Source organism: uncultured Algibacter sp., from assembly GCF_947487605.1.
In the GTDB taxonomy this organism is placed as follows: Bacteria; Bacteroidota; Bacteroidia; order Flavobacteriales; family Flavobacteriaceae; genus Algibacter_D.
The window spans coordinates 1-26,920 of sequence record NZ_CANKXK010000001.1 but is presented as its reverse complement, the minus strand read 5'-3'; the positions used below and the strand labels follow the sequence as shown (position 1 = coordinate 26,920).

Below are 26,920 nucleotides of genomic sequence, written 5' to 3'. Positions count from 1 at the left end.
CGCTCTGTCGAAATGACAAAATTATTCAAACAAAGCATAACACTAAACAAGATAACGATGAAGCAAAGTATAACATTAGGAAAAGTAACCAAATTTATGGGGTTAGGTTTTTTAAGCACCTTTAAAGATTTATTCACAGGGAAGCTAGAAAAGGAAGATTATATAAACTTTCTACGCAAAGTGGTTGTGCCACTAGCTTCTGTATTGTTGTTTATTGGCCTTTGGCATATGGGCTCTAAGAGTTTGTATGACATTGAAGCTGAATTTAAAATTGAAAAAGCTTTAAATGATCAAGGTCCAGCTGCAGCTGAAGCATTGCGTACTTGTATAGAATCTGGAGATTCTAGTTGCCAACCAAATACCTTACCATCGCCTAGTCAGGTTTGGAGCTCGTACCAATCTTTGTTAAGAGATCATAATATTATTAGTGCAGATAAAGCAGCATTTATTGAAAAAACCGCTGCTTTGAATGAAAAACGTCTAGCTGAAGGTAAAGATGCGATTACATATACAGGAAGACCATCGTTTGTTGATCAGATATTTAGAAGTTTGAAAACGGTTTTTGCTGGATTTTTATTGGCATTATTTATTGCGGTGCCTTTAGGAATATTTATTGGATTGAGCCCGACGTTGAAAAGTGCATTTAATTGGTTTATTCAGATTTTTAAACCCGTATCGCCCGTTGTTTGGTACTTATTGGTGTTTATGATTGTAAAAACACTGTTGATAGATTCTAACGAGGATAGCTCGTTTACCATTTCGTTTATTAGTGTGGGCTTATGTTCTATGTGGGCAACTTTGGTTAATACCGCTATGGGGGTATCTAGTGTTGATAAAGATTATATTAATGTAGCGAAAGTATTGAAGCTTGGGAATTTCCAAAAGATATTTAAAGTCGTATTACCATCGTCTTTACCCTTAATTTTTACTGGGTTGAAGATTACTTTATCGGTTGCGTGGATGGTTTTAATTGCTATTGAATTATTAGCACAAAGTCCAGGGTTAGGATTGTTTGTTTGGGAGGAATTCCAAAATGGTGCAAACGACTCGAATGCAAAAATTATTGTAGCCATGTTCGTGATTGGTATCATTGGTTTCTTGCTAGATAGATTGATGTTGACGATACAGAACTGGGTGAGTTTTGATAAGACTGGAGCGATATAGAGGAGTTGGAAGTTGGAAGCTTGAAGATGGAAGACAGAAGTTAGCTTGTTTGTGGAGAATGACGGAAGACGGAAGATAGAAGATTGAAGATTGAAGATTGAAGATTGAAGTTAGCATGTTTTTGGAGAGAATGATGAAAGACTGAAAAGTTTATTTTACAAATAAAGAAAGTAATATAAGAGTGAGTGTTCCCCTCCTTGGAGGGGTTAGGGGTGGGTTTTTACTTAAGTGGCGTTAGAAAAAAATAACTGCTTATTTAAAACTGGCCATTGCAGATTAACCCGCGTTAGGGATTGTAGTGGATAGCCCACAGCTTTTGCGCCTTAGCGCAGAAGCGAGGACTTGTAACGGAAAGCCCGACCTTTTGCGATCCTGCAAGGTTTTAAAAAACCTGGCAGGTATGAGTAAAAGGTAACGCCCAAAAAAATAAAGTTTAAATGTTTAATTGTGTAACTGTATTAGGATAAGCAACTAAGTGAATTAACGAAAAACAGAAGTATAATGGCTTATTTAGAATTAAATAATATTTATAAAACTTACGGACAAGGCGGGAATGAAACCGAGGTGTTGTCGAATATTAATTTGTCGATTGAAGAGGGTGAGTTTGTTGCGATTGTTGGGTTTACTGGGAGTGGAAAAACGACTTTAGTGAACTTGATTAATGGCCTGCTTGAACCAACTAGCGGTAGTGTTTTGTTTAAGGGAGAACCTGTACAGGGGACTAGCCATGAGCGTGGGGTGATTTTTCAGAATTACTCGTTATTACCTTGGTTAACCGTTGGACAGAATGTGTATATGGCGGTGAAGGAAGCGTTTCCGAAGAAAAGTAAAAAGGAGTTGAACGCTATTGTTGCTGATTATGTAGAAATGGTAAGTTTAACGCCTGCGATTAATAAACGCCCGAAAGAATTATCGGGAGGGATGCGCCAGCGTGTAGCTGTTGCAAGGGCTTTAGCGATGAAACCTGAAATGATTATTATGGACGAACCGCTTGGTGCTTTGGATGCTTTAACTCGTGGAAATTTACAAGATGAAATATTAAACATTTGGGGTAAAGATAAGCGTACAGCATTGTTAATTACCAATGATGTGGATGAAGGGATTTATATGGCAGATCGTATTATTCCGTTGCGTCCAGGACCAAATGCAACTTTAGGCCCTGAGTTTAAAATTGATATTGAACGCCCGCGTGATAAAACAGAAATGAACGATAACAAAAATTTCAAGGAAACGAGAAATGCCATTATAGAGTATTTAATGGATATTGGCGATGAACGTAAATCGCAGGCTACAACTGAATATGTGTTACCTGAATTAACTCCAAAAGATTTTGTTAATCAATTTAAATAAGCATTAAGATGAGTACTATAATTGAAAATAAAACAAAAATTATTCCTGAAATAGCTGGTTTCCCTTCTAAGGATGTGATGCTTGATTTAAAGAATTTAAAGAAGGTATATCCAACACCAAAAGGCGATTATGTGGTTTTAGAGGATTTGAATCTTCAAATACGTAAAGAGGAATTCGTAACTATTATTGGACATTCTGGTTGTGGAAAAACAACCATGTTATCTATGATTGCTGGATTGAATCCGATTTCGGGCGGTAATATTTCTGTTTTAGGAAAGCATATTAAAGGCCCTGGACCAGATAGAGGCGTGATATTTCAAGCGCCTAGTTTAATGCCTTGGATGACGGCTTTACAGAATGTGCTTTTAGGGGTGAATCAGGTGTTTCCTCATGCTACTAAAGGACAGCGTAATGACATTGCTAAATATTACTTACAGAAGGTAGGTTTAGAAGATGCATTTAATAAACGCGCTTCAGAATTGTCTCAAGGGATGCAACAGCGTGTTGGTATTGCAAGAGCCTTTGCTATAAAACCAAAAGTATTATTGCTTGATGAGCCTTTCGGGATGTTAGATTCTTTAACACGCGGGGAGTTGCAAGATATTCTAATCGAGATTTGGAATAAGGAAAAAATTACTGCGGTAATGATTACACACGATGTGGATGAGGCGATTTTTTTAGCAGACCGTGTAGTAATGATGACTAGCGGACCAAGCGCTAAAATAGGTGATGTTCTTGATATTGATTTTGAAAGACCCAGAACCAGAAAAGCAGTATTAGAGCACAATGATTATTATAAGTATAGAAAACATTTAATTGACTTCTTAGAGCATTAAGAACGAGGTATAAATAGAGAATTTATTAGTGAAATTTAGCCTAAGAAGAACTAGGTTATTTATAAGTAACGAATAAGTACAACCAAATATTAACATAAAATTCAATTTAAAACTCAAAATTAATTCAAACTTAAAAACAAGTAAAATGAGAAAACAATACGTATTAATAGGCTTGATGGCATTGATAGTTCAATTTGCACAAGCGCAGTTTACATTAGATGGAGAATTTAGACCACGTACGGAATATCGTAACGGTTTCGGAAGTATAATTCCAGAAGCTGCAGAACCAGGATTTGGTATTTCAACTAGAATACGTCTGAATGCGGGTTATCAAGTTGATGCATATAAATTCTATGTGAGTTTTCAAGATGTATTGGTTTGGGGTGAAAACAGACAAATTTTACCTTATGACCAAAATAATTCTTTTGCAGTATTTGAAGCATGGGCAGAATTGAATCTAGGGAAAGGTTGGTCAACTAAATTAGGTCGTCAGGTGTTATCTTATGATGACCAACGTATTTTAGGTGGTTTAGATTGGGCGCAACAGGGGCGTAACCATGATGCTGGACTTATAAGGTATAAAAAAGACAAGTTTGCTTTGGATGTAGCATTAGCATTTAATCAAGATTATTCAAACCCAACGGGATTTATTTCTGCGGGCAATGTATATAATACATCAGGATTCTTCTCTTATAAGACCATGCAAATGGCACATTTAAGTCAATCGTGGGAAAACTTTTCAGGAAGTTTATTATTAATGAATAATGGATTTCAAAATGATGCTGCTGGTTTAAATGATGTTGCTAATTTGCAGACTATAGGTACACATTTAAAATATAAAAATGGTGCGTTTGGTGTAGCTGCAAATATTTATTTACAAACAGGTGAAGCTATTTATGGAACATCGTATAAAGATGTTAGTGCTTCTTTGTTAGGACTTGATTTAACATTTAAAACGTCTGATAAAGTTACTTTAGGAGCAGGACTAGAAATTATTAGCGGAAATGACGAAACTGACCCAACAAAAACTGGTGCCTTTTTCCCATTATACGGTACTAACCATAAGTTTAATGGATTCATGGATTACTTCTATGTAGGAAACCATGCTAATTCTATAGGTCTTTTCGATGTTCATGCAAGTGCAAACTTTAAGTTAAACGCAACATCTAGCCTTATGGTAAAAGCTTTAAACTTTAGTGGAGAGCAAGATTTGCCTAGTGGCGAAAAATCTTTAGGAACAGAAGTAGATATTGTGTATAAGAAAGCATTTAAAGGTTATGCTTTAGTTGTTGGATATTCTCATCTATTCCCAAGTGATGGTATGTATGAGCTTAAAGGTGTAGCTGAAAGTGCAGCAGCAGATTCTCAAAATTGGGCATGGGCTATGTTAGTTATAAAACCTAAGTTTTTAAATAATAATAAGTAGTAAATAGTCAAGTTAATTAAAATTTATATAGTTTATTAATATATTAATAAACTATATAAATTTTGAGGCTGTATAAAAAGTCTTTATAATTTCATTTTTCAGGTTGAGCATGTCGAAACTGATTACCCAGTAAGTTAAAAATATTTCGACAAGTTCAATATGACAACGAACTTACTTTTTAGACAGCCTCATCTTTTTGGTACTTATGAAGCAACTTCAGTTTTTAACATTAGAGCTATTATAAGAAATAATAACTGCTATTAGCATTATGGTTGAAAATAAATTTGTTCTTATAGCGTACTAGATTTGTTGATTTACAATGATTTACGAAAGAAACATACAAAATTGTAAAAACAATAGATTTTTAATATGAAGTCATAGCAAAGTGTTAATAACTTATATGTAAGTTTTCTATCAAAAATTCTACTTTTGCTTTACAAATAGAATTAATTATGGTAGAAAATATAGAAAAAGTAAAATGTTTAATTATAGGTTCAGGACCAGCAGGTTATACGGCAGCAATATATGCCGCCAGAGCCAATATGAAACCAGTTTTATATCAAGGTACTCAACCAGGAGGTCAATTAACAACTACCAATGAAGTCGAAAATTTTCCAGGTTATCCAGAGGGTGTCACAGGACCAGAAATGATGATGCAATTACAAGCTCAAGCACAGCGTTTTGAAACAGATGTTCGAGATGGTTGGATTACTAAAGTAGATTTTTCTGGTGATATTCATAAAGTTTGGGTGAATGAAACTAAAGAAATTCATGCTGATACGGTAATAATTTCAACAGGAGCTTCTGCTAAATATTTAGGTTTGGATTCTGAGCAAAAATATTTAAAGCTAGGAGGTGGTGTTTCGGCATGTGCCGTTTGTGATGGATTCTTCTATAGAAATCAGGAAGTTGTTATTGTTGGAGCTGGAGACTCTGCATGTGAGGAAGCTCATTATTTGTCTAAGTTGTGTACAAAAGTGACTATGTTGGTAAGACGTGATGAATTTAGAGCATCTAAAATCATGGCGGCACGAGTTAAAAATACCGAAAACATTGAAATTTTATTTAATACCGAAACAGATGAGGTTTTAGGTGATGGACAGGTAGTTACGGGTGTGCGAGTTTTTAATAATCAAACAAATGAAAAACACGAAATACCAGCTACAGGCTTTTTTGTAGCTATTGGACACAAACCAAACACCGATATTTTTAGAGAGTTTTTAGACTTAGATGAAACGGGATATATTATTAATGTACCAGGAACATCTAAAACAAATATAGAGGGCGTTTTTGTATCTGGTGATGCTGCAGATCATGTTTATAGGCAAGCGGTTACTGCTGCAGGAACTGGATGTATGGCTGCTTTGGATGCAGAGCGTTACCTTGCTGCTAAAGATTCTACATTTGAAGTTTCAACATCTACTTATAATTAAGTAAATTGATGTAAACATTATAAAGCCAAAGCGAATTACTTTGGCTTTTTTTGCGTTTTGCAAATAAGTTAAAAAGTGTTTTCTTTGAAATTATAAAAAATTAATTCGGGATGTGGTCTTTAGACTTCGCTCAAGATAAACTGTACCATAGTTATATCTTGTTATAATCGAGAAACCACAAGACTAATATTTAGATATCTAATTTTATTGAAATTTCGGGATGTGGCGCAGTCCGGTTAGCGTACACGGCTGGGGGCCGTGTGGTCGCAGGTTCAAATCCTGTCATCCCGACTAAATAAAAGCTTTGGTTTTTGTAGAAAGTTTACTTTCTTAAGAAAAGTGAAGCTTTTATTTTTAAATAAAGCAAAGCTTTATTTGCACTGAGGGTTTATTTAGGATTATCAAAATCCTATCATATCTACAAAATTAACTACTTAACCTTCTTTTGAAGCTTAGAAGTATCTGTAAGTTTGTTGATAATAATTTTAGGGTTCTCGTATAAATAAATAGAGCTAGATCCCGCAGCTTCAATAGTTATATCGTCTAGCACTTCTAAATAAGCATCACTGTTTATTTCACAAATAATATTACAAGTAGAAATAGTGAGGTTTTTTCCATTAAATCGTGCATTATTATCTAAATCAATATCTGCAGTTTTGCTTACACCTTCTACATTCGCATCGGCACGTTGAAACAAACTAGCTTTTATATTTGGAGCATTAATTAGGGCTTCTAATTTTGAATTTCCAAACATGTTAATAGAGCAACTTTCGGCTGTGAGATTTAATTTAACCTTAGATTTTTCACTTGACTCAAAATTGAAACTATTTGTGGTAATTGTTAAGGCTGCCTTTGAAGATCCTATAGTTTTTAAGGTTCCGTTTTGTAAGTCGACTGTTGTGAGTGAATTTATTTCTGCATCATCAGAAACTTTAATATGTCTAAAAATATGGTTGTAAGCTACTCGAATATTTAATCGTTTTTTAGAAACAATTCTCATGTTTTTGTTGAAAGTAAGTACGCTATCTCTCACTTGAAATTCAATAACATCATGTAAGTTTTCATCGGTTTCAATTTCAACAGATGGATTTTTGTTGTAGATAATTTCTACTTCAAAATCTTCATCTAACGCAATGGTATGAAACGCATCTATATCTGTTTGCTTGGTAATAACATTTCTGTTACCTTTTATTTTTTCTCCTTTTTGAGCCATTACTGCGGTAGAAAACATTAGGGGCATAAGAAATGCAAAGAGTATTTTTTTATTTGTCATAATAATAAATTGATTATAACAAATATAAAACAAAAACCACTCCAAACTTTAGATAAAGTTTGAAATGGCTTAAAGCTAGTTGGTTATTAGTTGTTGTTATTTTTTTCTAATGCTTCCAGAAACGCCATCAGATTTATCTACTTTTTCTGGATTTCCATAATATTTAATATCACCACCGCTAGTAGCTTTTGCTGTAAGCTCTTTAGATGTATTTACGGTAATGTCTGCACCACTTGTGGCTTTTACTTGGCTAGATTGAGCCATTAAATTACCTGCTTTTATATCGCTACCACTAGTTGCTTCTGCAATTAGATTTTCTGTTTGTCCAGAAAGTCGCATATCGCTACCACTAGTAGATTTACAATCTAAGGTGTTTGTATTAATCTCTAAATTCATATCACTACCACTCGTCGATTTTAATTCTAAACGCTCTGCAGAAATGGTGTTTGTTGAATGAACATCACTACCACTTGTAGAAACAATTTTAGAAATATCTTTGAAGCTAACATGAATTTTTTTGGCTGATGCTTTTCCAATATTTTCTTTAGTATGAATTTTTAAAACCCCATCTTCAATTTCGGTTAAAATAAGTGAATGTAGATTTTTATCTGCTTCAACTGCGATACTTTCTTCATTGCTTTGAGTTAGATATACATCTAAACCTTCTGATGCATGAATTGTTGTAAAAGGTTGGTCTACTAACCTTTCTTCGGTTTCTACATTTCCATTTCCTTGAACACCAGAGTTAAAGTTTATATCGAAGTTACAGGAAAATAATGTTAGGCTAAGTAAGGTGGTTACTATAATTTTGGTTAAAGTTGTCATAACTGTTTGTTTTTTGATGATTATTATTTTGTTGTTCAAATATCTATACAATCACTTTTAATTTAAAGTATAAATATCTGAGCTGTTGATTTTTTATGATGAATTGTTAGTTATCTTCAGACTTAATAGAAACACCTTCTTCGTTAATTTTTACATTCACATTTTCGGTTTCTCCTTTTATACCATTTGCGTTTATTTTTAAACTCGTGCTATCTACTTTAACTTCTACTCCTTCATTGTTTATTTTTAGAGTTGAGTCTTCATTTTTAATATCGACATCTACTTCAAACGCATCTTCTTCTGGGCAATCCAAACATTCAATATCTTCATTTAGGATTTTTAAATACTGATTTACATCGCTAGAAGTTACAATGGTATTATTATATCTTCTATAGTGTAAATATGACTTTGTGTTGTTGCTAAAGTTTACAATAGCGCCTTCAGGCAGATATAAGAAAACAACCACTTCTTGATTACTAAATTTGTTTTTAGTGTCTGTGTTTAAATAAGAGTCAAGCTGTATTTCGTTGTCATTAATCGTATAATTATAATTAATATTTTTAGCCCGTTCTATTGCTGTTTCGTAACTTCTTCCATCTGCATTTTTATCAATTATCAATTTCCCTATAGAGTCGGAAGTTGATCTAACAATAATTCTTATATCTGAAGAATAAATAGTCTTTTCGCCATCTTCATTATGTGCAATTTTAAAAGAATCATTATTTCTATATCCATTTGTCTCAAACAAATCGTTTGTTATCATTTTTACACTAAGCGTATCGTTTGCTTTTATATTGAGTTCGTTTTTTTCAATTACAGACTCATTAATAGCGTGTTCACTTGCCTGACGCACACCAACAACCACTAAACCTATAATTGATATAAGCCAAACCCCAAGTAAGGTGAATTTTGCAATGTTACCAATAGATTTTAAGTTGTTAATTAGAATCTTTAATCCTAAATAGAATAAGAAAAAGAATGGAATACCCACTGCAAAAAATGTTAATAAAGAAACTAGCCACACGGGTGTGTCTCCAGCATTAACAATGTCTAACATGTCAAGGCCAGGGATATGAATTATGTCTGCTACGCCTAAAGAAAATAAAGCTATAATTAAGGATATTAGTGTAGAAGCACCAATAATCATTAAAAGAACACCTATAAATTTGGCGAAGACCTTAAAGAAAAACATAATAACATCGCCTAGTGTATCAAAAAAAGTTTTTGATGATGATTTTATTGAATTTGCTGGTTTTTTTAAATCGACATTTTTTGCCGCATTTGATACAGAATCACTAACATTTTTTGCTGCAGCTCCAACAGAATCACCTACATTTTTGGCAACATCTGATACGCTTTCAAATCCATCTTTAATTTTTTTTTCAATGTTACTAATGTTCACAGGTTCCCCCGTCATCATTATTTTTTCTGCAGTAGTTTTTGCTTCAGGAACTAAAATCCAAAACAGTATATAGATAAATATAAATGTACCACCAGAAGCTATTGCAAGAATAATCCATAGCAATCGCATCCAAATGGAATCTATGCCTAAATAATGCGCTAGTCCAGAGGATACACCACCAATATAAGAGTTATCTGTGTCTCTAAATAATTTTCTTGAAGGTGCAGATTTGGTTCTGTATGACGTTTGAGGTTCATCTTCAAAAATTTCATCGTCAACCAAATAATCTTCTGGTTGCCCCATAATTGAAATAACTTCGTCTACTTCTTTTATTCTAATAACTTGTTTATCGTTTTGTACACGGTCATTAAAGAGTTCGGCAATTCGGGCCTCTATATCGGCTATAATTTCAGATCGACCTTGAGAGTCGGTAAATGAACGTTTTATAGCCTCAAGATAGCGCTGTAATTTTAAGTACGCATCTTCATCTATGTGAAAAAATATACCTGCTAAATTTATGTTGACTGTTTTATTCATTTTTTTGTTGTTTTTTGACTTGTTACTATTGTTACTGCATTGTGTAATTCACTCCAAGTTGTATTCAATTCTTTTAAAAATAGTTTGCCTGTTTCGGTTAAACCATAATATTTTCTTGGTGGTCCAGATGTAGATTCTTCCCATCTGTAATTTAAAAGTCCCGCATTTTTAAGTCGCGTGAGTAAAGGGTAAATAGTTCCTTCAACTACCAGCAACTTAGCGTCTTTAAGCGTGTCTAAAATTTCTGCTACATACGCGTCATTGTCTTTTAACACGGATAGTATGCAGAATTCTAGAACCCCTTTACGCATTTGTGCTTTTGTGTTTTCTATTTTCATTTGTTGTATTTTATTGTTTTAGAAGTAAAATGTAATTCGCATTAAACTTTGATTAATAATTTAAAGGTTTTAGTGGATCATTTCATATTCTAAAGCGTTTTAATATGGTGAAACTGTTCATTTTTTGATTGATGTGATTGATGATTATTTTGATGACCTTTCGACTGCGCTCAGGGCAAAATTTATTTTAAAAAATTGATTGTTAAGGGGTACTTGTAAAGCTGCCCGTCTCTTGCTTTTAAACTCGCAACTACTATTAAAGCTAATTCAATAATAAAGCCAATGACGGCTAATGCACCTAATCCGCCACCAATATAAAGTAGTGGAGAAGGCTTGCCTATATTAATATGGAAATCATGAAAGCTATTAAAATCTAAAAAGTCAATTCCATTAAATATTTTAAAAATAAAAAATGGAATAGTAAGGGTGCCTATAATTACAGCATATAGAAAAATACTCATTTGAAAATTGATGGCCTGCTTTCCATGACTGTCTATAAATTCTGATTTTTCTTTATTAGCTACCCATAATATAATAGGACCGATAAAATTTCCAAAAGGAATAATAAACCTACTAAATGTAGAAAGGTGAATAAATGTAGCGATGTTTTTTTGATGATTATCTAACATGATTTTTTTTTGATTGATTAAAACATATAATAGTTGCTTATGCAAATATATGTCTAAAAGCAAGTACTTTGTTACGCATAGTACTAAAAATTAACATAAATTTAACATTATCTAGATTGGATTTTTTTCAATACATTCGAATAAAATATATGAATTATGGTGATGACTCCCAGTAAAATAAATACTTTCAACATATTTAAACTGCCTTCAGCATATCTTTGTGGGGTTAGGGCAAAATATTTAGATTCTAAGAAATGTACAGTTACAGTTAAACATAGATGGATAAATCAAAACCCCTTTAAATCCATGTATTGGGTAGTGCAAGGGATGGCAGCAGAGTTATCTACTGGAGCTATAGTAATGGCTAAGATTAAGGAATGTAACGAAAGAATTTCTATGCTTGTATCCTCTAATAATAGCATGTTTACAAAAAAGGCAACAGGAAAAATCACTTTTACATGCGAAGACGGACATTTAATAGATGCTGCTTTAAAAAAAGCTATTGAAACAGGTGAAGGGGTAACAATTTGGATGAAATCTGTTGGTGTAAACGAGGATGGAATTGAAGTTTCTACATTTAATTTTGAATGGAGTGTTAAGGTTAAAAGCTGAAAATTTTTGTAACAAAACTCAAAATAAATCAACATATAAACGAATCAATTTACTGAAATAAATTTAGCATAAGAAAAATATAAAAAAATGACAGCACACGAAATTGACTATAGAATCTACGGCGAAGAAATGCAATACGTAGAAATTGAACTCGACCCACAAGAAGGCGTGGTAGCAGAAGCAGGAAGTTTTATGATGATGGACGATGGCATAAAAATGGAAACCATATTTGGTGATGGATCTCAAAAAGATAGTGGCTTTCTTGGAAAAATACTTGGAGCAGGAAAACGTATCTTAACAGGAGAGAGCTTATTTATGACTGCTTTTTATAATAATTTAGTAGGTAAGCGAAATGTATCATTCGCATCACCATATCCTGGAAAAATAATCCCTATAGATTTAACAGAGTTTGGGGGTAAATTTATTTGCCAGAAAGATGCTTTTCTGTGTGCAGCCAAGGGAGTAAGTGTAGGTATAGAATTTTCTAAAAAATTAGGTCGAGGTCTTTTTGGAGGCGAAGGTTTTATAATGCAAAAATTAGAAGGTGATGGAATGGCTTTTGTTCATGCTGGAGGTACTATGGCTAAAAAAGAACTAGCCACTGGGGAAACGCTTAGAGTGGATACAGGCTGTATTGTAGGTTTCGATCAAACCGTAGATTACGATATCGAGTTTGTAGGTGGTATAAAAAATACAGTGTTTGGAGGCGAAGGCTTATTTTTTGCTAAACTACAAGGGCCAGGAACCGTTTATATTCAATCATTACCATTTAGTCGATTGGCTGGTAGAGTTTTAGCGTCTGCTCCAAGAAGAGGCGGAAAGGATAAAGGAGAAGGTAGTATTCTGGGAGGCTTAGGAGATTTATTGGATGGTGATAATAGATTTTAAATTGTTAAAGTTTGGTAAATTTTTAAATAACAAGCAATTTTTTATTAAATTTAGGAGTTAAATCTTTAAATTCACAGCCTATAGTATATCATTACTTTTTCAAACCAAACTCCTAAATATTAATTATGGCAAGAGCAATGCTAGAGTATACCAAAACAGTGCTTAATAAAGTTAGTTTTGACGTATCGTTGTTTTGCAAAGAAGTACAAAAGGCTTTAACTCGTTTATTACCTTATGAAATTGAAGAACTAAAATTGTTTATTCAATCACTTGTACAGCAAAACCCTGAATTAAATCAATGTTTAATTTATTTAAAACCATAGATAGAGCGACCCGCGGGTCGCTCTTTTTTTACCCATTATTTGGGTAATGGACTTATAATTTTTACATTTTGAAAAGCAATGGCACCTCTAATTATTCCAGATATAACATCTTGGAGGGCTTCTATTATTTGCATTTTTAATTCACTTTTATGGTAGATAATACTTACCTCTCTTGCAGGTGTAGGTTCATTAAAGAAGTGTAAATTTTCCTTCTCTTTGTCGTTAATATCTAAAGTGTGCAAATAGGGTAGAAGTGTCATACCTAAACCTTCGTTTGATAGTTTTACAAGTGTTTCTATACTACCACTTTCTAATTGAAACTTATCATCTGGATTATTTTTAAAAACTTTACATAAATTAATAACGCCATCTCTAAAACAATGACCATCTTCAAGAAGTAACATGTCATTAATGTCTAAATCATTAACATCAATTTTATTATTGGTATGTAATCGATGGCCATTAGGAATATAGCTTACAAATGGTTCGAAGTAAAGCACTCGCTCTTTAATAACGTCTTCTTCTAATGGTGTAGCAGCAATTGCCGCATCTAAATGACCGTCTTTAATTCTAGCAATAATTTCTTCGGTTGATAGTTCTTCGATTTTTAATTTAACTTTTGGATGTTTTTTTATAAATGTCTTTAAAAACATAGGAAGTAGTGTAGGCATAACCGTAGGTATAATACCTAGCTTAAATTCGCCACCAATAAACCCTTTTTGCTGATCTACAATATCTTGTATTCTGTAAGATTCGTTAACAATATTTCTTGCTTGATTCACAATTTTTCGTCCTACGTCGGTCAATTCAATTGGTTTTTTGCTTCTATCGAATATCTGAATATCTAGCTGATCTTCAAGCTTTTGAATTTGCATACTCAATGTAGGTTGAGTCACAAAACACTTTTCGGCAGCCTTTGTGAAATTTTGATTTTCTGCGACTGCTAAAACATAATATAATTGGGTGATTGTCATAGTAATAAATTTAGGCTATAAAAATATAAAATCTATCAATTAGAGCTATGATAAACAATGTTAATTAAAAATTAAATTCATGATAAATAAAAACTATACCAAAGAATAACATTTACATATATTTAAAAGAAAATATTGGGATGTTACAAGTATAGATAAAAGAATATATTATGAAAGAAAATAAAGGGAAATTTCGATTTACTTATTTTACTAATAAGTTTGAGGAAACACATAATTTTTACAAGAGCATGTTAGAGTTTAATTTAGGGCATTCTTGGGATAGAGATGATAATGATAAAGGAGCTCTGTTCGAAATTGGTGAAGGACTAATTGAAATATTACAGCGTCCTAGCATTGAGGAAAATAGAAACCCTGGCTTGGATTATAGAATACCACAAGGTGTTTTTATGTGTACTCAAGTTTGGAACATAGACGAGTTATATGCAAAATATAAATTAAAAGGTATTCCATTTAAACAAGAAATAGTAAACCAAGCATGGGGACATAGAAGTTTCTCTATTATTGAGCCAAACGGGTTAGTTCTCTTTTTTTATGAAGAGCAATTTTGAAGTACTGTTAGCTATTTGAGAGGATTTTAGAAATGTAAGATTGACAAAACGTTATAAAATTTGAATTGAATTTTATAACAATCCTCGAGCTTTAATTTCTAAATATTTATTTATGGTATCAATAGTTAGATCTTCAGGAGTTGTTAATATGGAATAGATACCATATTTTTTTAATTCGTTTACTATTAGGCGTTTTTCAAAAGCAAACTTTTCTGCAATAACCTTATCATATGCTTGTTGAATTGTTTCTGCTTTTTCTGTAATTAAATTATTAAGTTCCGTATTTTTAAAGAATATTACCACTAGTAAATGACTTTTTGCAATACCTTTTAGGTATGGCATTTGCCTATGCAAACCATCTAAAGTTTCAAAATTAGTGTAAAGCAAGATTAAGCTACGCTGCGTAATGTTTCTTTTAATGTCTGCATATAGACGACCAAAATCACTTTCAAAAAAATCGGTATTAATATTATATAGACTTTCAAGAATTAAATTCATTTGTGAAGTTCTACGCTCTGCTACCACACGGTTCTCTACTTTTTTAGAAAATGAAAAAATCCCAGCTTTGTCTTGTTTTTTTAAGGCAACATTAGAAATAACAAGTGATGCATTAATAGCATAGTCTAAAAGAGATAAACCATCAAAAGGCATTCTCATAACACGTCCTTTATCTATAACAGAGTAAACTGGTTGTGATTTTTCATCTTGAAATTGATTAACCATTAACTGATTTTTCTTAGCCGTTGCTTTCCAATTAATAGTTCGTAAATCGTCTCCTAAAACATAATCCTTTATCTGCTCAAACTCCATGGTATGTCCCAAACGGCGCACTTTTTTAATACCGTATTGATGTAAATTATTACTTATAGCTAATAAATCATATTTACGTAATTGAATAAAACTTGGGTAGGTAGGTATCATTACAGCGTCATCGAAACTAAAACGTCTGGAAATTAGTCCGAAAACAGAGGAGACATAAATATTAAGTTTTCCAAAATGATATTCGCCGCGTTCTGTTGGTCTTAACTTGTATTCTAGTTCTGTGATGCTAGACGGATCTAGTTTTCTTTCTATTTGAAAATTTCTAACTTGAAATTGTTCTGGGATTTCATCAATAATTAAAGTATAAACAGGGAATGTGTAGAAATTCTCAATTGTTATAGCAACGGGATTTTGGTCACCATTTGAAAGTTTTTCAGGAAGTGTTCTTATACCATTAATACCTTTATTAGTATAGAAAAGAATTAAGGTGTCTAAAACGGTAAGTGCCAAGAGAATTAATAACAACAGCTTAGCAATGTTAAACCATCCTGGGAAAACGAAACCAATAACAAACATAAGCATCAAACCTATGCAGATGTAAAAAAAGCGATTTTGTATGTAGAATGGTTTAAGGCGTTTCACGTATTTAATTTCTTGTTACTAGTAAATCTACTTTATGTTCAATATTGCCCAGACTATCAATGAAATGTTCGATATTAATATCGTATGAATAGCGATAAAGATTAGTTATTTCATCTAGTGTTTCTTTTTTCTTCTTAGCTATAGATAGTTTGGTTCTATAAGTATTAATTAATCCTGCTACTTTTCCTAAAGGGATTAATGCAAGAACAAATAGTATAATTGAAATTGTAGATACATAACCTAGATTAAATATATATTGAGTTATAACGTAGTTTAAAACAATGACTAATATTGTCACAATTGCGTAAATAATTACATGACCAAAAGTGTCTGTTTTTGTTTTTAGCACTGATTGATATTCTATATTTATAGCTTCAATTTTTTCTTTGAATATTTTATTTAAATCTATTTTTATACACTTATTGTTAAATTCGGGGCGCTGCATATTTAAACCACAGAAAACTCCTTTGTTAAAATCGAAATGCATATTATCACAAAGCCTACAGTGATCGGAGTTTTTTAAATTTTCTTTTTTCATATTGTTTTAATGATAATATTATTTTTATCTAGGTATTTCAACAGCTTCAATAATTTGTTTAATAATTTGTTTGGTTGTAACTCCTTCCATTTCGCGTTCTGGTGTTACAATTACGCGATGCTGTAATACAGGAATTGCGGCTTGCTTTATATCTTCTGGGGTTACAAAGTCACGACCATTCATGGCTGCAAATGCTTTACTTGCCTTTAATATAGCTATAGATGCTCTAGGTGATGCTCCTAAATATAAAAATGGATTACTTCGAGTGTTTACTATAATATCGGCGATATATTTTACTAGATGCGATTCAATAATAATTTGATTTACCAATGCTTGAAATTTTTCAATTTGAACTTTGCTAAGGTGTGCCGTAATTTTATCGGTTTTTACTCTACCTTGCAAAGCTTGTTCTCTGTTAATAATTTCAATCTCTTCATCAACATTTGGATAGTCTATATCTATTTTAAAAAGAAATCTATCTAATTGTGCTTCTGGTAATCTATAGGTACCTTCTTGTTCTACTGGGTTTTGTGTTGCTAAAACAATAAATGGTAAATTCATTGCATATTTATGGCCATCAATAGTAATTTGGCGCTCTTCCATAACTTCAAACAGAGCAGCTTGTGTTTTTGCAGGTGCTCGATTTATTTCATCAATTAAAATCATGTTAGAGAATATTGGGCCTTTTTTAAATTCAAATTCCGAAGATTTCATGTCGAACACCGAAGTCCCTAAAATATCACTCGGCATTAAATCTGGTGTAAATTGAATTCTACTAAAACCAATATCTAAAGACTTTGCAAGCAGTTTAGCTGAAATAGTTTTTGCTACACCAGGTACACCTTCAATTAGGGAATGTCCATTTGCGAGAATAGAAGCGATAAGCATATCAATCATTGCTTTTTGGCCAACAATAACTTTGCCTATTTCATTTTTAATAAGGTTAATGCCCTCCAATAATTCGCTTAAATCTATTCGATTCTTAAAATCTAAATTTTCTTCTGTTGGCGCGATATTACCAGCTAAAGTTTCTTCAAAATCTTGTTGTGCTTTATTCTGTTCTAAATTGGTTTCTTGGTCTTTGTTTAAATCCTCCATATTTATTTGGTATAAAAATCTTCAATAGCTCTATTTAATCTTAGCAAATCACCTTCATGACATTCGCGTTTTGCTTTTAATTGTCTAATTATGGATATTAATTTTTTAATTTCGGGTTGCTTCTTACCAGATTTTAAACTCAAGTTCTTAATGAATTTATCATCTAAAATTTGAGTGTCTAAGTAAAATACACGTCTTAAATATTCCAAAAAGTAAGTAATTTTTTTGTCAATTATAGTATTATGATCTTTGGTTTCGTAATATAAATTACCAATAGTTTTGGTAAAGGCGACTGTGGTGTTTTCTAGCGGTTTAATAACTTTAATAATACGTTGTTTCCGTTTAGCATTGAAAATCATAAAACACAGTAAACTTATTAAGGCTAAATACCACGCCCATCTTAAAGCTGGTTCGCCAAGTATAAAACGTAAAGGAGAATGTCCTAAATTGGCACCAGTTTTATTTCTATAATCGAAATGAATTGTATCTTCTTTAATATACGATAATGCAGCAGCAGCGTAATTTTTGTGATTATCCTTTAATAAATGATAATTAGTGAATGCAATAGGCTGTAGGTGTAAATAAAAATTCCCTAATCCATGAGTAATTTTTACATAGTTTATGTGATTTATAGAATCAAATTTTTGATACCCTAATACCGTAGAAGCTGTAGAATCTAATTTTGAAAAATAATAATTACTTATTCCTTTTTCAATAGTAATAGAATCCTTCTTAAACACAGGGTTTGCGAAGCTAAACTGAGCTTTTCCTTTAAAATTATAATCGTAATTAACGTCAATAAATAAGGAGTCTAATATTTTTTGAGGTGGATAGTTTGATGATAAAAAAACATCATTGCCATGGGATGCAAAGTCTAGTAATTCTTGTGTTGAAACATCATCTAAATCGGAAAAACCATTGATTAGTATATAGGTTCCAGAGGTTGTATATGTGCTATCATCCCAACTATAGAGTTCATCAAAATATTCGTATGGTGTGGCTCTAATATTATTAATTTTGGTATCAGGAAATAATTTATTTAATTCACTACGTAAAATATAAGTCCCGTATGGAATTTTATGAGTTTCATTGTAGGTTTTTCTCCAGTTTATAGGTTTTGGTTTAGAAAATTCGATTGCCAAAATTCCTATAAAAAGTACAACAAGAATACCAACGTATATTTTTACGGTTTTACTCATGCTTTTATAGAATTTAAAAAATTAATAAAAGCCTGTTTTGCTTTGCTGAATTGTTCCTCATTTACATCAAACTCGCCGTACCAGATATAGTTGTATAAGTAGGAAGTGTATGCAAATTCATTTTTTATATTTTCTGAAGAAATTTCGTTGTGATAATCACTATTGGTCTTCTCAACATCGTATTCAATAATTTCAGATTGAGTTAACGATTTTAAAAGCCATAAATAGTAATACCTTACTGCTAAACGGTATTCTTTTTCTTTTTCAGCAGCTATAATAAGGGATTTAAAATTGGTTGCGTGAATGTTGTTTTCGACATCTGTAACGGGAATGATATTTTTATCTGAAGATTTTCCGAAGACCCAAGAACCTTCATCATTCATAACTGCTTTAAAAATAAAATAGATTACGAGCAGAAAAATAATTACTCCTGCTATTTTTATAGCTATATCTGTTATGTCTGAAGCCTGCCCTTTGTTTTTAATGCTAAATAAATCTCTAAATAAATCGCTTAGCCATTGTTTAAAACGTGTCCACCATCCAGAACTTTCTACAGAGCGTTCGTATATATAATCTTCACCTGTATAAATATCATTTAGGTTTTCAAAATGCCGTGGAGAGATGGATGTTGTGTCTACCTGTAAGCTATCTTGTACAGTTATAACAATACTTTCATCTAGTGCTATAAATTCAGAAGAACTGGCAAAGCATAAATAGCTAAAAAGGAAAATGATGATATGTAGGCTAATAGTTTTATTCACCAGACCCTATTTGATCTATTATGCTTTTAGTGTTAATATTTTCGTTGTCTTCTTTTAGGCTATAAAAAATAATACCCTGATTAAGTTGAACAATACTACCTAAAACGGCACTAACAATAAAGGTTAAAAAGAAAACTAATAGCATGATAGCAGTCATTGTAGATCCTAATTCTTCTTGACTTGGTCCGCCAGAATCAATAGTCGTAAACAAGCTAGCCATTCCAAATAAGTAGGGAATTAAACCTATAATATTTTGAACTATGTAGCTTATTAAATAAAATAAGCCTACACAACCAACTGCTGCCCAGAATTTAGATTTTAATAATTGCCAAGAATAACCAAAACTATCCCAAATTCCTTTTTTATTTTCGATATACTCCATAAGCGTCATACTATAGAAGAGCATAAAAGCACCTATAAGTAATGGGATTGCTAAAATGCCTATAATAGTAATAGCCAGTACAAATGCGCCAATAATAAAACCAATAAAAAGTGGTATAGCGATAAGAATACTAATTACTATATATATTATTAGTTTACCTAAATTAGCCTTATATGTATTTATAATATGAGAGGTATTGAAGTAACTACCATTGTTATTCGAATATAATTTTAAGTATATAGCAGGATAGGCGTAAGAAACCATGCCAGCAAATAGAGCCACTATAAAAAACACCAAAGCCATTATAATAAAAAGTCCTAAATTTTCATTAATATATTCATCTACTAGTGTTGTGCTTTTACCTTCTAACAGACCACCAAAAATAAAGTCGGTGTAAAATTTTGTAAAGAAATATCCAAGAACAACTAATATTAATAAGAATGCACCATTTATAATAAAATAGTGTTTAAAAAAATGTTTTCCATCTTGTTTTAGAAATGCGAAGGTATCTTGAAAAAATTCGCTAAAACCTCTTGTCTTATATAATTGCATGCGCTTTTTTAAGTTTTCTGTTTAATATAAAAGGGTATATTAAGTAGTAAAATGAAATAATACTTAGTGTTGTTATTATAATACCAACCGACACCCAATTAGGCATCGTATTAGAGTATCTGGTTACAAAGCCTTCTAAAAATCCAGCTGCTATTGTAAAGGGGAAGGTGCTTATTAAAATTTTGACACCATCTTTCATACCCATTTTAAAAGATGTCATTCTTGAATACGTTTTAGGGAACAAAATACTAGCTCCAAGCATTAAACCAGCAGCACCTTCAATAACAATGGCAAATATTTCCATGGCACCATGTATCCATATACCACGAACACTTTCCCAAAGTACACCTTCTCTATGAAAAAAGTATTGAAACGAGCCAAGCATAATACCATTATAAAGCATAACCAGTCCAGTACCTAAACCTCCAAAAACACCATAGATAAAAGATTTTATACCAACGTATAAATTATTAAGTGTAATACCAATAAAACTCCCCCAATTACTACCACTTTTATAAACAGCAACGGGGTCTCCTTTTTCTATATTTTCAAGCGTCATATTTACGTAGTGGTCGCCTAGAATAATACGAACAAAGGTATCATCATAAGCAGCCGATAAAGCACCGATACTTACAAAAGTTGAAAATATAATAAAGGCATACAATACATAGCGCCTGTATTGGTAAACAATTAGAGGTACTTCAATTTTCCAAAAATGAACAAATCTATTAGTATCCTCTCGTTTGGTTTTATAAATTTTTTGAAAAGCTTTAGCGGCTAAGTTGTTTAAGTATAGAATTGTTTTACTTTTGGGGTAGTAGGTTTGTGCATAAGAAAGATCGTTAACTAAATGAATATAAAGAGAGGCTAATTCATCTGGGTTTTTTAATGTTTTTCCAAAAATAGCTTCTTCAAAATTCAGCCATTTTTCCTTGTTTTGTTTAATAAAAGCAACTTCTCTCATGCAGATTCAAAACTACATAATTTTTTTTATTCATAATTAATATTTAATGATGAAATGTGGTTTAGCTCTTACAATAATTTATACTAGATTTGTCGGTAGAATTTTAAAATAATTAATGGTAGAGTTACAAATAAGAACGACTCAAAATGTTAATATAAATTTTAATGCAGCAAGCGTGGGAGAGCGCATGCTTGCTTATGGCATTGATTGGATAATCAAGATAGCATATGTTATTGTTGTTTATCAATTAATATTTAACTTATTCAAAATAAATGAACTTATTGAGGGGATGGATAATTGGTCGCGAATAGCTGTTTATGTAATGTTTTATTTGCCTGTTATTGTTTATACCTTAATTTTTGAAACGCTTTTAGATGGGCAGACGCCTGGTAAGCGAATTATGAAAATTAAAGTGGTTAAAATTGATGGTTATCAAGCTTCTTTTGCCGATTTTATGATTCGTTGGTTTTTTAGAATAATAGATCTAAACATGATGTCTGGTGTTGTGGCATTAATTGCAATTATAACTAGTTCAAAAAATCAGAGGTTAGGAGACATGACGGCAGGAACATCTGTAATTACTTTAAAGAACAATGTTAATATTAGCCATACTATTTTAGAAAATTTACACAACGATTATAGGCCTACTTACCCTAATGTTATTAAGCTTTCTGATAATGATGCACGCATTATAAAAGACACTTTTACAACTGCAAAAGCTTCAAAAGATTATCAAACTTTAATAAAGCTAAGAAAGAAATTGGTTGAAGTAGTAGATATAAAAGAAATAAAGCAAAAAACAGATATAGAATTTATTGATGTCATTTTAAAAGATTATAATTACTACACTCAAAGTATGTGAGTAGAGAGCCAATTTTTATTTTTATAAAAATTGTGCGAATCATTCATTCCGCTGAAAAGCGGAATTTTTTTGAAAGAGAAAAAGATTTAAAAACTTGCTTACCTTGAGTGTAGTTGAAGGATCTTTTTTTTAAGAGAAAAAATCACTTATCCAGAGTTTTACTCAGGATTTCATAAACAGAATAATATGTTCTACGTAATCGATATTTTAGGAACCATCGCCTTTGCAATTTCTGGCGTTTTAGTAGCCATAAATAAAAAGATGGATTTATTCGGCATTCTTATAATTGCATTTGTAACAGCAGTTGGCGGCGGAACATTACGCGATTTACTTATTGGAGATACGCCTGTTAGCTGGATGAAGGACATGATATTTTCTTATGTTATTATGGCTTCAGCAATTTTAGCTATGATTTTTAGAAGTAAAATAAACTATTTGCGAACGTCATTGTTTTTATTCGATACTATTGGCATTGGACTCTATACGGTAGTTGGAATAGATAAAGGTTTGAATGCCGATTTACATCCCATTATTTGTATTGCTTTAGGTACTATGACCGCAAGTTTTGGTGGTGTGATTCGTGATATTTTGTGCAATGAAATCCCAGTTATCTTTAGAAAAGAAATTTATGCGACAGCTTGTATTATAGGTGGTATGACTTATTTTTTACTTCGCCTGTTACCAATTCAAGATAATTGGGTGTTTGTAATTGCGGGACTTGTAGTTATTATTGTTAGGTTATTAGCAGTAAAATTTAAAATTGCTTTGCCAACTATTTATGGTAATAGCAAAATAAGTTAATTTATTATCTCAACTTTCTTGATAAATATATTTTTGTCTGGCCAATCTCCATCATCTGTTTCAACCGCTGCAATTTTATCTACTACATCCATACCTCTAATAACTTTCCCGAAAATGGTGTAGTCCCCATCTAGAAAATGCGCGCCTCCTTTTTGTTGCACGATAAAAAACTCAAATGGTGATGCTAGTTTATGCGGATTGTCTATTTCGTCACTTGGCATCGAGATAACACCTCTATCATGTTTGAACCCTCGTTTTGTATCTGTAGGAAGTAAATATCTACCTATTTTAGCACGTTTTCTAGCAGTTTTTTTGTCATCACTATTTCCGGCTTGAACGATAAAATTATTTATAACACGGTAAAACTGTGTATCATTAAAATAATTTTGTTTTGTTAGAAAGATAAAATTAGCACGATGAAATTTTGTTTCATTAAATAATAATATGTCAATAACTCCAAAATCTGTAGTAATACGCACTTTGTTTTCTTTATTCTCTTTTTCGTAGTGCAAAAAGAATTCCATGGCATTTTTTGAATTTAGTTTTGGAAACGCTCTTTTAGGTTCAGAAGTTTCAGAAACACTATTGTCTTTTTTAATTACTTCAGTTTTTGGGTCACTAGTTTCCGGCTTAGTTTTTTGCTTAGAATGTTTATCTTCACAATTCAGAAATAAAAAGAAAACACTTAAAAGTAATAGTAGGCGCATAAATGAATTTTGATAAATTTTTAAAATCGGTATCAAAAGTAAAAAATATACCGCTTAATGGCGAAACTTCTCATTTTAAAATGGTTCCTCCATTCCGTCAAGCACTTTTAAGAAAGCAAAAAGAAGTAATTAAACAAGCTAAAAGAGCTGGCGTAGTTGCATTGTTCTATCCAGATAGTCAAGACGAAACACATTTTGTTTTAATTTTAAGAAAGACTTACGAAGGTGTTCATTCTGCACAAGTTGGATTTCCAGGAGGAAAATTAGAAACGCAAGATGCCTCTATACAAGCTGCGGCAATTAGAGAAACTTTTGAAGAAGTTGGTGTTACTCAAAACCAAATAGATATAATCTTGAAATTATCTCAAGTTTATATACCACCAAGTAATTTTTATGTACAACCATTTCTTGGAATTGCAAAAAAGACCCCCCAATTTATATTGCAAGAAGATGAGGTAGAATCGATAATTGAAGTGCCTTTACAGCATTTTTTAGATGATACGTCAATTATAACTAAGACGGTAAGTACATCGTATTGTGTTGATGTTGAGGTGCCAGCATTTAAATTAAACGGATACACTGTTTGGGGTGCAACTGCTATGATGCTTAGTGAGATTAAAGACCTGTTAAAAGAGGGTATCTAAATTGATAGTTTTATTACATTTGCATCAACTAACCAATTTGACGCGTGATTTATGGGATTGTTAAAGAAAAATCCATTCGGACATATACTAATTGTAAAAAAGTGGCTCATTCGTATTTTGGGTGCTATGACACATAGACGCTTTCGAGGTTTTAATGAATTACAAATAGAAGGGTCCGAAATCATTAAAACCTTACCCGATAAAAACGTCTTATTTATCTCTAATCACCAAACGTACTTCGCAGATGTTGTGTCTATGTTTCATGTGTTTAATGCAAGTTTAAGTGGTCGTGTAGATTCAATTAAAAATGTTGGGTATCTATGGAACCCAAAATTGAATATTTATTATGTAGCGGCTAAAGAAACCATGAAAGCGGGTTTGTTGCCTAAAATACTAGCTTATGTAGGTTCTGTTAGTATTGAGCGTACATGGAGATCTGAAGGACAAGATGTAAAAAGACAAGTAAAAATGAGTGATATTTCTAGTATAGGAAAAGCACTGGATGATGGTTGGGTAATTACATTTCCGCAAGGTACAACCACGCCGTTTAAACCAATTAGAAAAGGTACAGCACATATTATTAAACGCTATAAGCCAGTAGTTGTACCTATTGTTATAGATGGATTTCGACGTTCGTTTGATAAAAAAGGATTGCGCATTAAAAAGAAGAATATATTACAAACCTTTGAAATTAAAGAGCCGTTAGAGATTGATTACGACAACGAAACTACAGAGGAGATTGTAAAAAGAATTGAATATGCTATCGAGCAACATCCATCGTTTTTAAAAGTGATTCCTCAAAAAGAACTCGAAGACTTGGAAGAGTTGAACAAAAAACGCGAATGGTAAACTAATACCCAAAAATCTTAAGAATAAAAAACATGAAAAAAATTATTCTAGTTGTTATAATTAGTCTAAATGTCACGTCCTAAAATACGTCTACAGTTTATTGATTAAAATTAAGCTGCATTTTTATGAACGTTATTAGGTATTTTATAATCTAAAGATATTTGATTACATTTTTAGTTGCCCTTTTTGCTTCTTCCACATTATCAAGGGTCTGATCGAGATAAAATTCATCTTTCAGTATTCCATTTACACGTTCAGCGAGAGCGGTTTTGGTCACTCTTGATTTTCCACAGGAAAATCAGATGTAGCAAAACAGGACTAATCGCTGGATTAAGCAAAGACCCAAGCATTAATTTTATACTTTGTTGTGTGCAGTACTTGTTTTCTTTAGTATAACATTAATGAGTTGTCAGAACCCGGAATTATTCCGTTATCAGTCATATTTTTTATTAATTCAGATAGTTGTATTAATTCCAATTGTTCATTAAAAGGCTCTCCATTTCTATTAATAATTTGACCTCCTAATCTTGTCTGACAATATTTTATAGAATTTACTAAAACTCTATAGACATTCATAGGGTCAGCACTTCTTGGAATTGAAAACCCGAAGACTAAATTAGTTGGATTCATTTTGCCTTTTGTTACTTGTTCTGGAAGAAAATAACCAGGTTCGGTTGAAGTCCATACACTAAAATGTTGGTCAGATGCGTAATCAGAGCTGTTATTCCAATGAAATAAATCTCCGTCTCCCCATTTTAGACCTAAACTTTGTAAAACGTCCCAAACTTCTTTTCCGTTATATTGATTATCGCTTTGAAGTCCTATCAATATATCTTTATCAAATAGTTCATTAAATTTTACTAATTGTTTACTTTTTTCGATTGCTGATTCTTTGGTTTCTGTTTCCTCAATCTCATATTCCAATGAGTGATTCTTTAATCTCTTTTCTAATTCAATTATATACCGTTCTAATTTTTTTGTGTTATAATTTGGAATTTCTTCATTGAAAACATCGAGAAGGTTAATTGCGACTTGAATTTGGTCATAAGTTTCAGGTGTTCCACCTGCAAGAGCATAAGTCCATTTATTGTCTTCTGGCGAATGTCCGAATATTGTTGAAGAAAAATTAGTTCGCCATTCTAAATCAAATAACTCATATAATTTTTCTTGTTTGACTATTGTTCCATTTGGAATTACTAAATCAATAATCCATTCTCTATTTGAATCTGGTTTATATTCAACGTTCTCTTCCTTGGCTTTAATTTCAGGAATTTGAAGTTGACTTTCGTCCAATATGTGAGATACATCTTCGGATGATTCATTAAGACCAAGTTGCTCAATTCTATCAGAACTTTGAGAAGCTGTAGAGATAAAGAAATCATCTTGGTCAGATTTAGATTTTTTTCCTTTTACAAAGAAAAAAAGAAACCCGATTATTATAATTCCAATTATTATATATGTCATTTTATTCATTTGGTTCGAGGGTTTCTCGGTATTGCACACAACGTTTATGTATAAGATTAGTGCGGTTTTGTGCGTGAGGATTTTCTGCAGGAAAATCAGATGTAGCAAAACAGGAC

At 32.1% G+C, this 26,920-nt stretch carries 28 protein-coding genes and 1 tRNA gene; 14 read left to right on the top strand and 15 right to left on the bottom strand.

Annotated features, from left to right (window positions below):
• Positions 1 to 57 precede the first annotated feature (57 nt).
• The 6 genes from Q0739_RS00145 (at position 58) to Q0739_RS00120 (ending at position 6,500) form a co-directional block, all read left to right on the top strand.
• Positions 58 to 1,164: an ABC transporter permease gene (locus Q0739_RS00145; RefSeq protein WP_298236667.1), complete on the top strand. Its 1,107-nt coding sequence runs from the start codon at positions 58 to 60 to the stop codon at positions 1,162 to 1,164.
• A gap of 501 nt (positions 1,165 to 1,665) precedes the next feature.
• Positions 1,666 to 2,514 carry an ABC transporter ATP-binding protein gene (locus Q0739_RS00140; RefSeq protein WP_298236666.1) on the top strand — a complete coding sequence of 283 codons (849 nt, stop codon included), beginning with the start codon at positions 1,666 to 1,668 and terminating at the stop codon, positions 2,512 to 2,514.
• Positions 2,515 to 2,522: 8 nt separating this feature from the next.
• A complete protein-coding gene (locus tag Q0739_RS00135; protein ID WP_298236665.1) occupies positions 2,523 to 3,350 on the top strand; it encodes an ABC transporter ATP-binding protein in 828 nt (275 codons plus the stop codon).
• A gap of 145 nt (positions 3,351 to 3,495) precedes the next feature.
• Positions 3,496 to 4,776: an alginate export family protein gene (locus tag Q0739_RS00130; protein ID WP_298236664.1), complete on the top strand. Its 1,281-nt coding sequence runs from the start codon at positions 3,496 to 3,498 to the stop codon at positions 4,774 to 4,776.
• 452 nt (positions 4,777 to 5,228) lie between these two features.
• Entirely contained in the window at positions 5,229 to 6,209 is a 981-nt protein-coding gene (trxB, locus tag Q0739_RS00125; protein WP_298236663.1) for a thioredoxin-disulfide reductase, read from the top strand.
• 216 nt (positions 6,210 to 6,425) lie between these two features.
• Positions 6,426 to 6,500: transfer RNA gene (locus Q0739_RS00120), tRNA-Pro, on the top strand.
• Between the two features lie 139 nt (positions 6,501 to 6,639).
• On the opposite strand, the gene Q0739_RS00115 is transcribed toward Q0739_RS00120, so the two are convergent.
• The 5 genes from Q0739_RS00115 to Q0739_RS00095 form a co-directional block, all read right to left on the bottom strand.
• Positions 6,640 to 7,482: a DUF2807 domain-containing protein gene (locus tag Q0739_RS00115; protein WP_298236662.1), complete on the bottom strand. Its 843-nt coding sequence runs from the start codon at positions 7,480 to 7,482 to the stop codon at positions 6,640 to 6,642.
• Positions 7,483 to 7,578: 96 nt separating this feature from the next.
• Positions 7,579 to 8,307, bottom strand: coding sequence for a head GIN domain-containing protein (locus tag Q0739_RS00110; RefSeq protein WP_298236661.1), 729 nt, complete (start codon positions 8,305 to 8,307; stop codon positions 7,579 to 7,581).
• A gap of 106 nt (positions 8,308 to 8,413) precedes the next feature.
• Complete coding sequence (locus tag Q0739_RS00105; RefSeq protein WP_298236660.1) at positions 8,414 to 10,246, bottom strand: PspC domain-containing protein; 1,833 nt, start codon at positions 10,244 to 10,246, stop codon at positions 8,414 to 8,416.
• Positions 10,243 to 10,584: a PadR family transcriptional regulator gene (locus Q0739_RS00100; RefSeq protein ID WP_298236659.1), complete on the bottom strand. Its 342-nt coding sequence runs from the start codon at positions 10,582 to 10,584 to the stop codon at positions 10,243 to 10,245. The genes Q0739_RS00105 and Q0739_RS00100 overlap by 4 nt, the downstream gene beginning before the upstream one ends.
• Before the next feature lie 182 nt (positions 10,585 to 10,766).
• On the bottom strand, positions 10,767 to 11,213 hold the full coding sequence (locus Q0739_RS00095; protein ID WP_298236658.1) for a DUF4870 domain-containing protein: 447 nt from the start codon (positions 11,211 to 11,213) through the stop codon (positions 10,767 to 10,769).
• Between the two features lie 156 nt (positions 11,214 to 11,369).
• Between Q0739_RS00095 and Q0739_RS00090 the strand changes: the two genes are divergently transcribed.
• The 3 genes from Q0739_RS00090 to Q0739_RS00080 all read left to right on the top strand — a co-directional run bounded on the left by Q0739_RS00090 (position 11,370) and on the right by Q0739_RS00080 (position 13,036).
• Positions 11,370 to 11,825: a DUF4442 domain-containing protein gene (locus tag Q0739_RS00090; RefSeq protein WP_298236657.1), complete on the top strand. Its 456-nt coding sequence runs from the start codon at positions 11,370 to 11,372 to the stop codon at positions 11,823 to 11,825.
• An 87-nt stretch (positions 11,826 to 11,912) separates the two neighbouring features.
• Complete coding sequence (locus tag Q0739_RS00085) at positions 11,913 to 12,713, top strand: TIGR00266 family protein (protein WP_298236656.1); 801 nt, start codon at positions 11,913 to 11,915, stop codon at positions 12,711 to 12,713.
• Positions 12,714 to 12,838: 125 nt separating this feature from the next.
• Positions 12,839 to 13,036: a hypothetical protein gene (locus Q0739_RS00080; protein WP_298236655.1), complete on the top strand. Its 198-nt coding sequence runs from the start codon at positions 12,839 to 12,841 to the stop codon at positions 13,034 to 13,036.
• A 35-nt stretch (positions 13,037 to 13,071) separates the two neighbouring features.
• On the opposite strand, the gene Q0739_RS00075 is transcribed toward Q0739_RS00080, so the two are convergent.
• Positions 13,072 to 14,010, bottom strand: coding sequence for a LysR substrate-binding domain-containing protein (locus Q0739_RS00075; RefSeq protein ID WP_298236654.1), 939 nt, complete (start codon positions 14,008 to 14,010; stop codon positions 13,072 to 13,074).
• A gap of 170 nt (positions 14,011 to 14,180) precedes the next feature.
• On the opposite strand from Q0739_RS00075, the gene Q0739_RS00070 reads away from it, so the two are divergent.
• Positions 14,181 to 14,579: a VOC family protein gene (locus Q0739_RS00070; protein WP_298236653.1), complete on the top strand. Its 399-nt coding sequence runs from the start codon at positions 14,181 to 14,183 to the stop codon at positions 14,577 to 14,579.
• A 72-nt stretch (positions 14,580 to 14,651) separates the two neighbouring features.
• On the opposite strand, the gene Q0739_RS00065 is transcribed toward Q0739_RS00070, so the two are convergent.
• From Q0739_RS00065 to Q0739_RS00035, 7 genes are all read right to left on the bottom strand, one after another.
• Positions 14,652 to 15,923, bottom strand: coding sequence for a DUF58 domain-containing protein (locus tag Q0739_RS00065; RefSeq protein ID WP_298237062.1), 1,272 nt, complete (start codon positions 15,921 to 15,923; stop codon positions 14,652 to 14,654).
• A gap of 64 nt (positions 15,924 to 15,987) precedes the next feature.
• Positions 15,988 to 16,521, bottom strand: coding sequence for a hypothetical protein (locus Q0739_RS00060; protein WP_298236652.1), 534 nt, complete (start codon positions 16,519 to 16,521; stop codon positions 15,988 to 15,990).
• 24 nt (positions 16,522 to 16,545) lie between these two features.
• Positions 16,546 to 17,619, bottom strand: coding sequence for a MoxR family ATPase (locus Q0739_RS00055; RefSeq protein WP_298236651.1), 1,074 nt, complete (start codon positions 17,617 to 17,619; stop codon positions 16,546 to 16,548).
• 2 nt (positions 17,620 to 17,621) lie between these two features.
• Positions 17,622 to 18,818 (bottom strand): DUF4350 domain-containing protein, encoded by a 1,197-nt coding sequence (locus tag Q0739_RS00050; protein WP_298236650.1) that lies wholly within the window; start codon positions 18,816 to 18,818, stop codon positions 17,622 to 17,624.
• Positions 18,815 to 19,579, bottom strand: a complete 765-nt coding sequence (locus Q0739_RS00045) for a DUF4129 domain-containing protein (protein WP_298236649.1) — start codon at positions 19,577 to 19,579, stop codon at positions 18,815 to 18,817. Before Q0739_RS00045 ends, Q0739_RS00050 begins: the two co-directional genes overlap by 4 nt.
• The gene (locus Q0739_RS00040; RefSeq protein ID WP_298236648.1) at positions 19,572 to 20,513 is read right to left on the bottom strand and encodes a hypothetical protein; all 942 of its coding nucleotides are present in this window, start codon (positions 20,511 to 20,513) and stop codon (positions 19,572 to 19,574) included. Before Q0739_RS00040 ends, Q0739_RS00045 begins: the two co-directional genes overlap by 8 nt.
• Positions 20,500 to 21,477: a stage II sporulation protein M gene (locus tag Q0739_RS00035; protein ID WP_298236647.1), complete on the bottom strand. Its 978-nt coding sequence runs from the start codon at positions 21,475 to 21,477 to the stop codon at positions 20,500 to 20,502. The genes Q0739_RS00040 and Q0739_RS00035 overlap by 14 nt, the downstream gene beginning before the upstream one ends.
• A gap of 115 nt (positions 21,478 to 21,592) precedes the next feature.
• Here Q0739_RS00035 and Q0739_RS00030 point away from each other — a divergent pair, with 115 nt between their 5' ends.
• Positions 21,593 to 22,339 (top strand): RDD family protein, encoded by a 747-nt coding sequence (locus tag Q0739_RS00030; RefSeq protein ID WP_298236646.1) that lies wholly within the window; start codon positions 21,593 to 21,595, stop codon positions 22,337 to 22,339.
• A gap of 186 nt (positions 22,340 to 22,525) precedes the next feature.
• The gene (locus Q0739_RS00025; RefSeq protein WP_298236645.1) at positions 22,526 to 23,140 is read left to right on the top strand and encodes a trimeric intracellular cation channel family protein; all 615 of its coding nucleotides are present in this window, start codon (positions 22,526 to 22,528) and stop codon (positions 23,138 to 23,140) included.
• Here Q0739_RS00025 and Q0739_RS00020 read toward each other — a convergent pair.
• A complete protein-coding gene (locus Q0739_RS00020) occupies positions 23,137 to 23,847 on the bottom strand; it encodes a peptidylprolyl isomerase (protein WP_298236644.1) in 711 nt (236 codons plus the stop codon). The genes Q0739_RS00025 and Q0739_RS00020 overlap by 4 nt on opposite strands.
• A 2-nt stretch (positions 23,848 to 23,849) precedes the next feature.
• Between Q0739_RS00020 and Q0739_RS00015 the strand changes: the two genes are divergently transcribed.
• Entirely contained in the window at positions 23,850 to 24,491 is a 642-nt protein-coding gene (locus tag Q0739_RS00015; RefSeq protein WP_298236643.1) for a CoA pyrophosphatase, read from the top strand.
• Positions 24,492 to 24,542: 51 nt separating this feature from the next.
• Positions 24,543 to 25,340, top strand: coding sequence for a lysophospholipid acyltransferase family protein (locus Q0739_RS00010; protein ID WP_298236642.1), 798 nt, complete (start codon positions 24,543 to 24,545; stop codon positions 25,338 to 25,340).
• A 387-nt stretch (positions 25,341 to 25,727) separates the two neighbouring features.
• Here the strand turns inward: Q0739_RS00010 and Q0739_RS00005 are convergent, their stop codons facing one another.
• A complete protein-coding gene (locus Q0739_RS00005; protein WP_298236641.1) occupies positions 25,728 to 26,804 on the bottom strand; it encodes a cell division protein ZipA C-terminal FtsZ-binding domain-containing protein in 1,077 nt (358 codons plus the stop codon).
• Positions 26,805 to 26,920 lie beyond the last annotated feature (116 nt).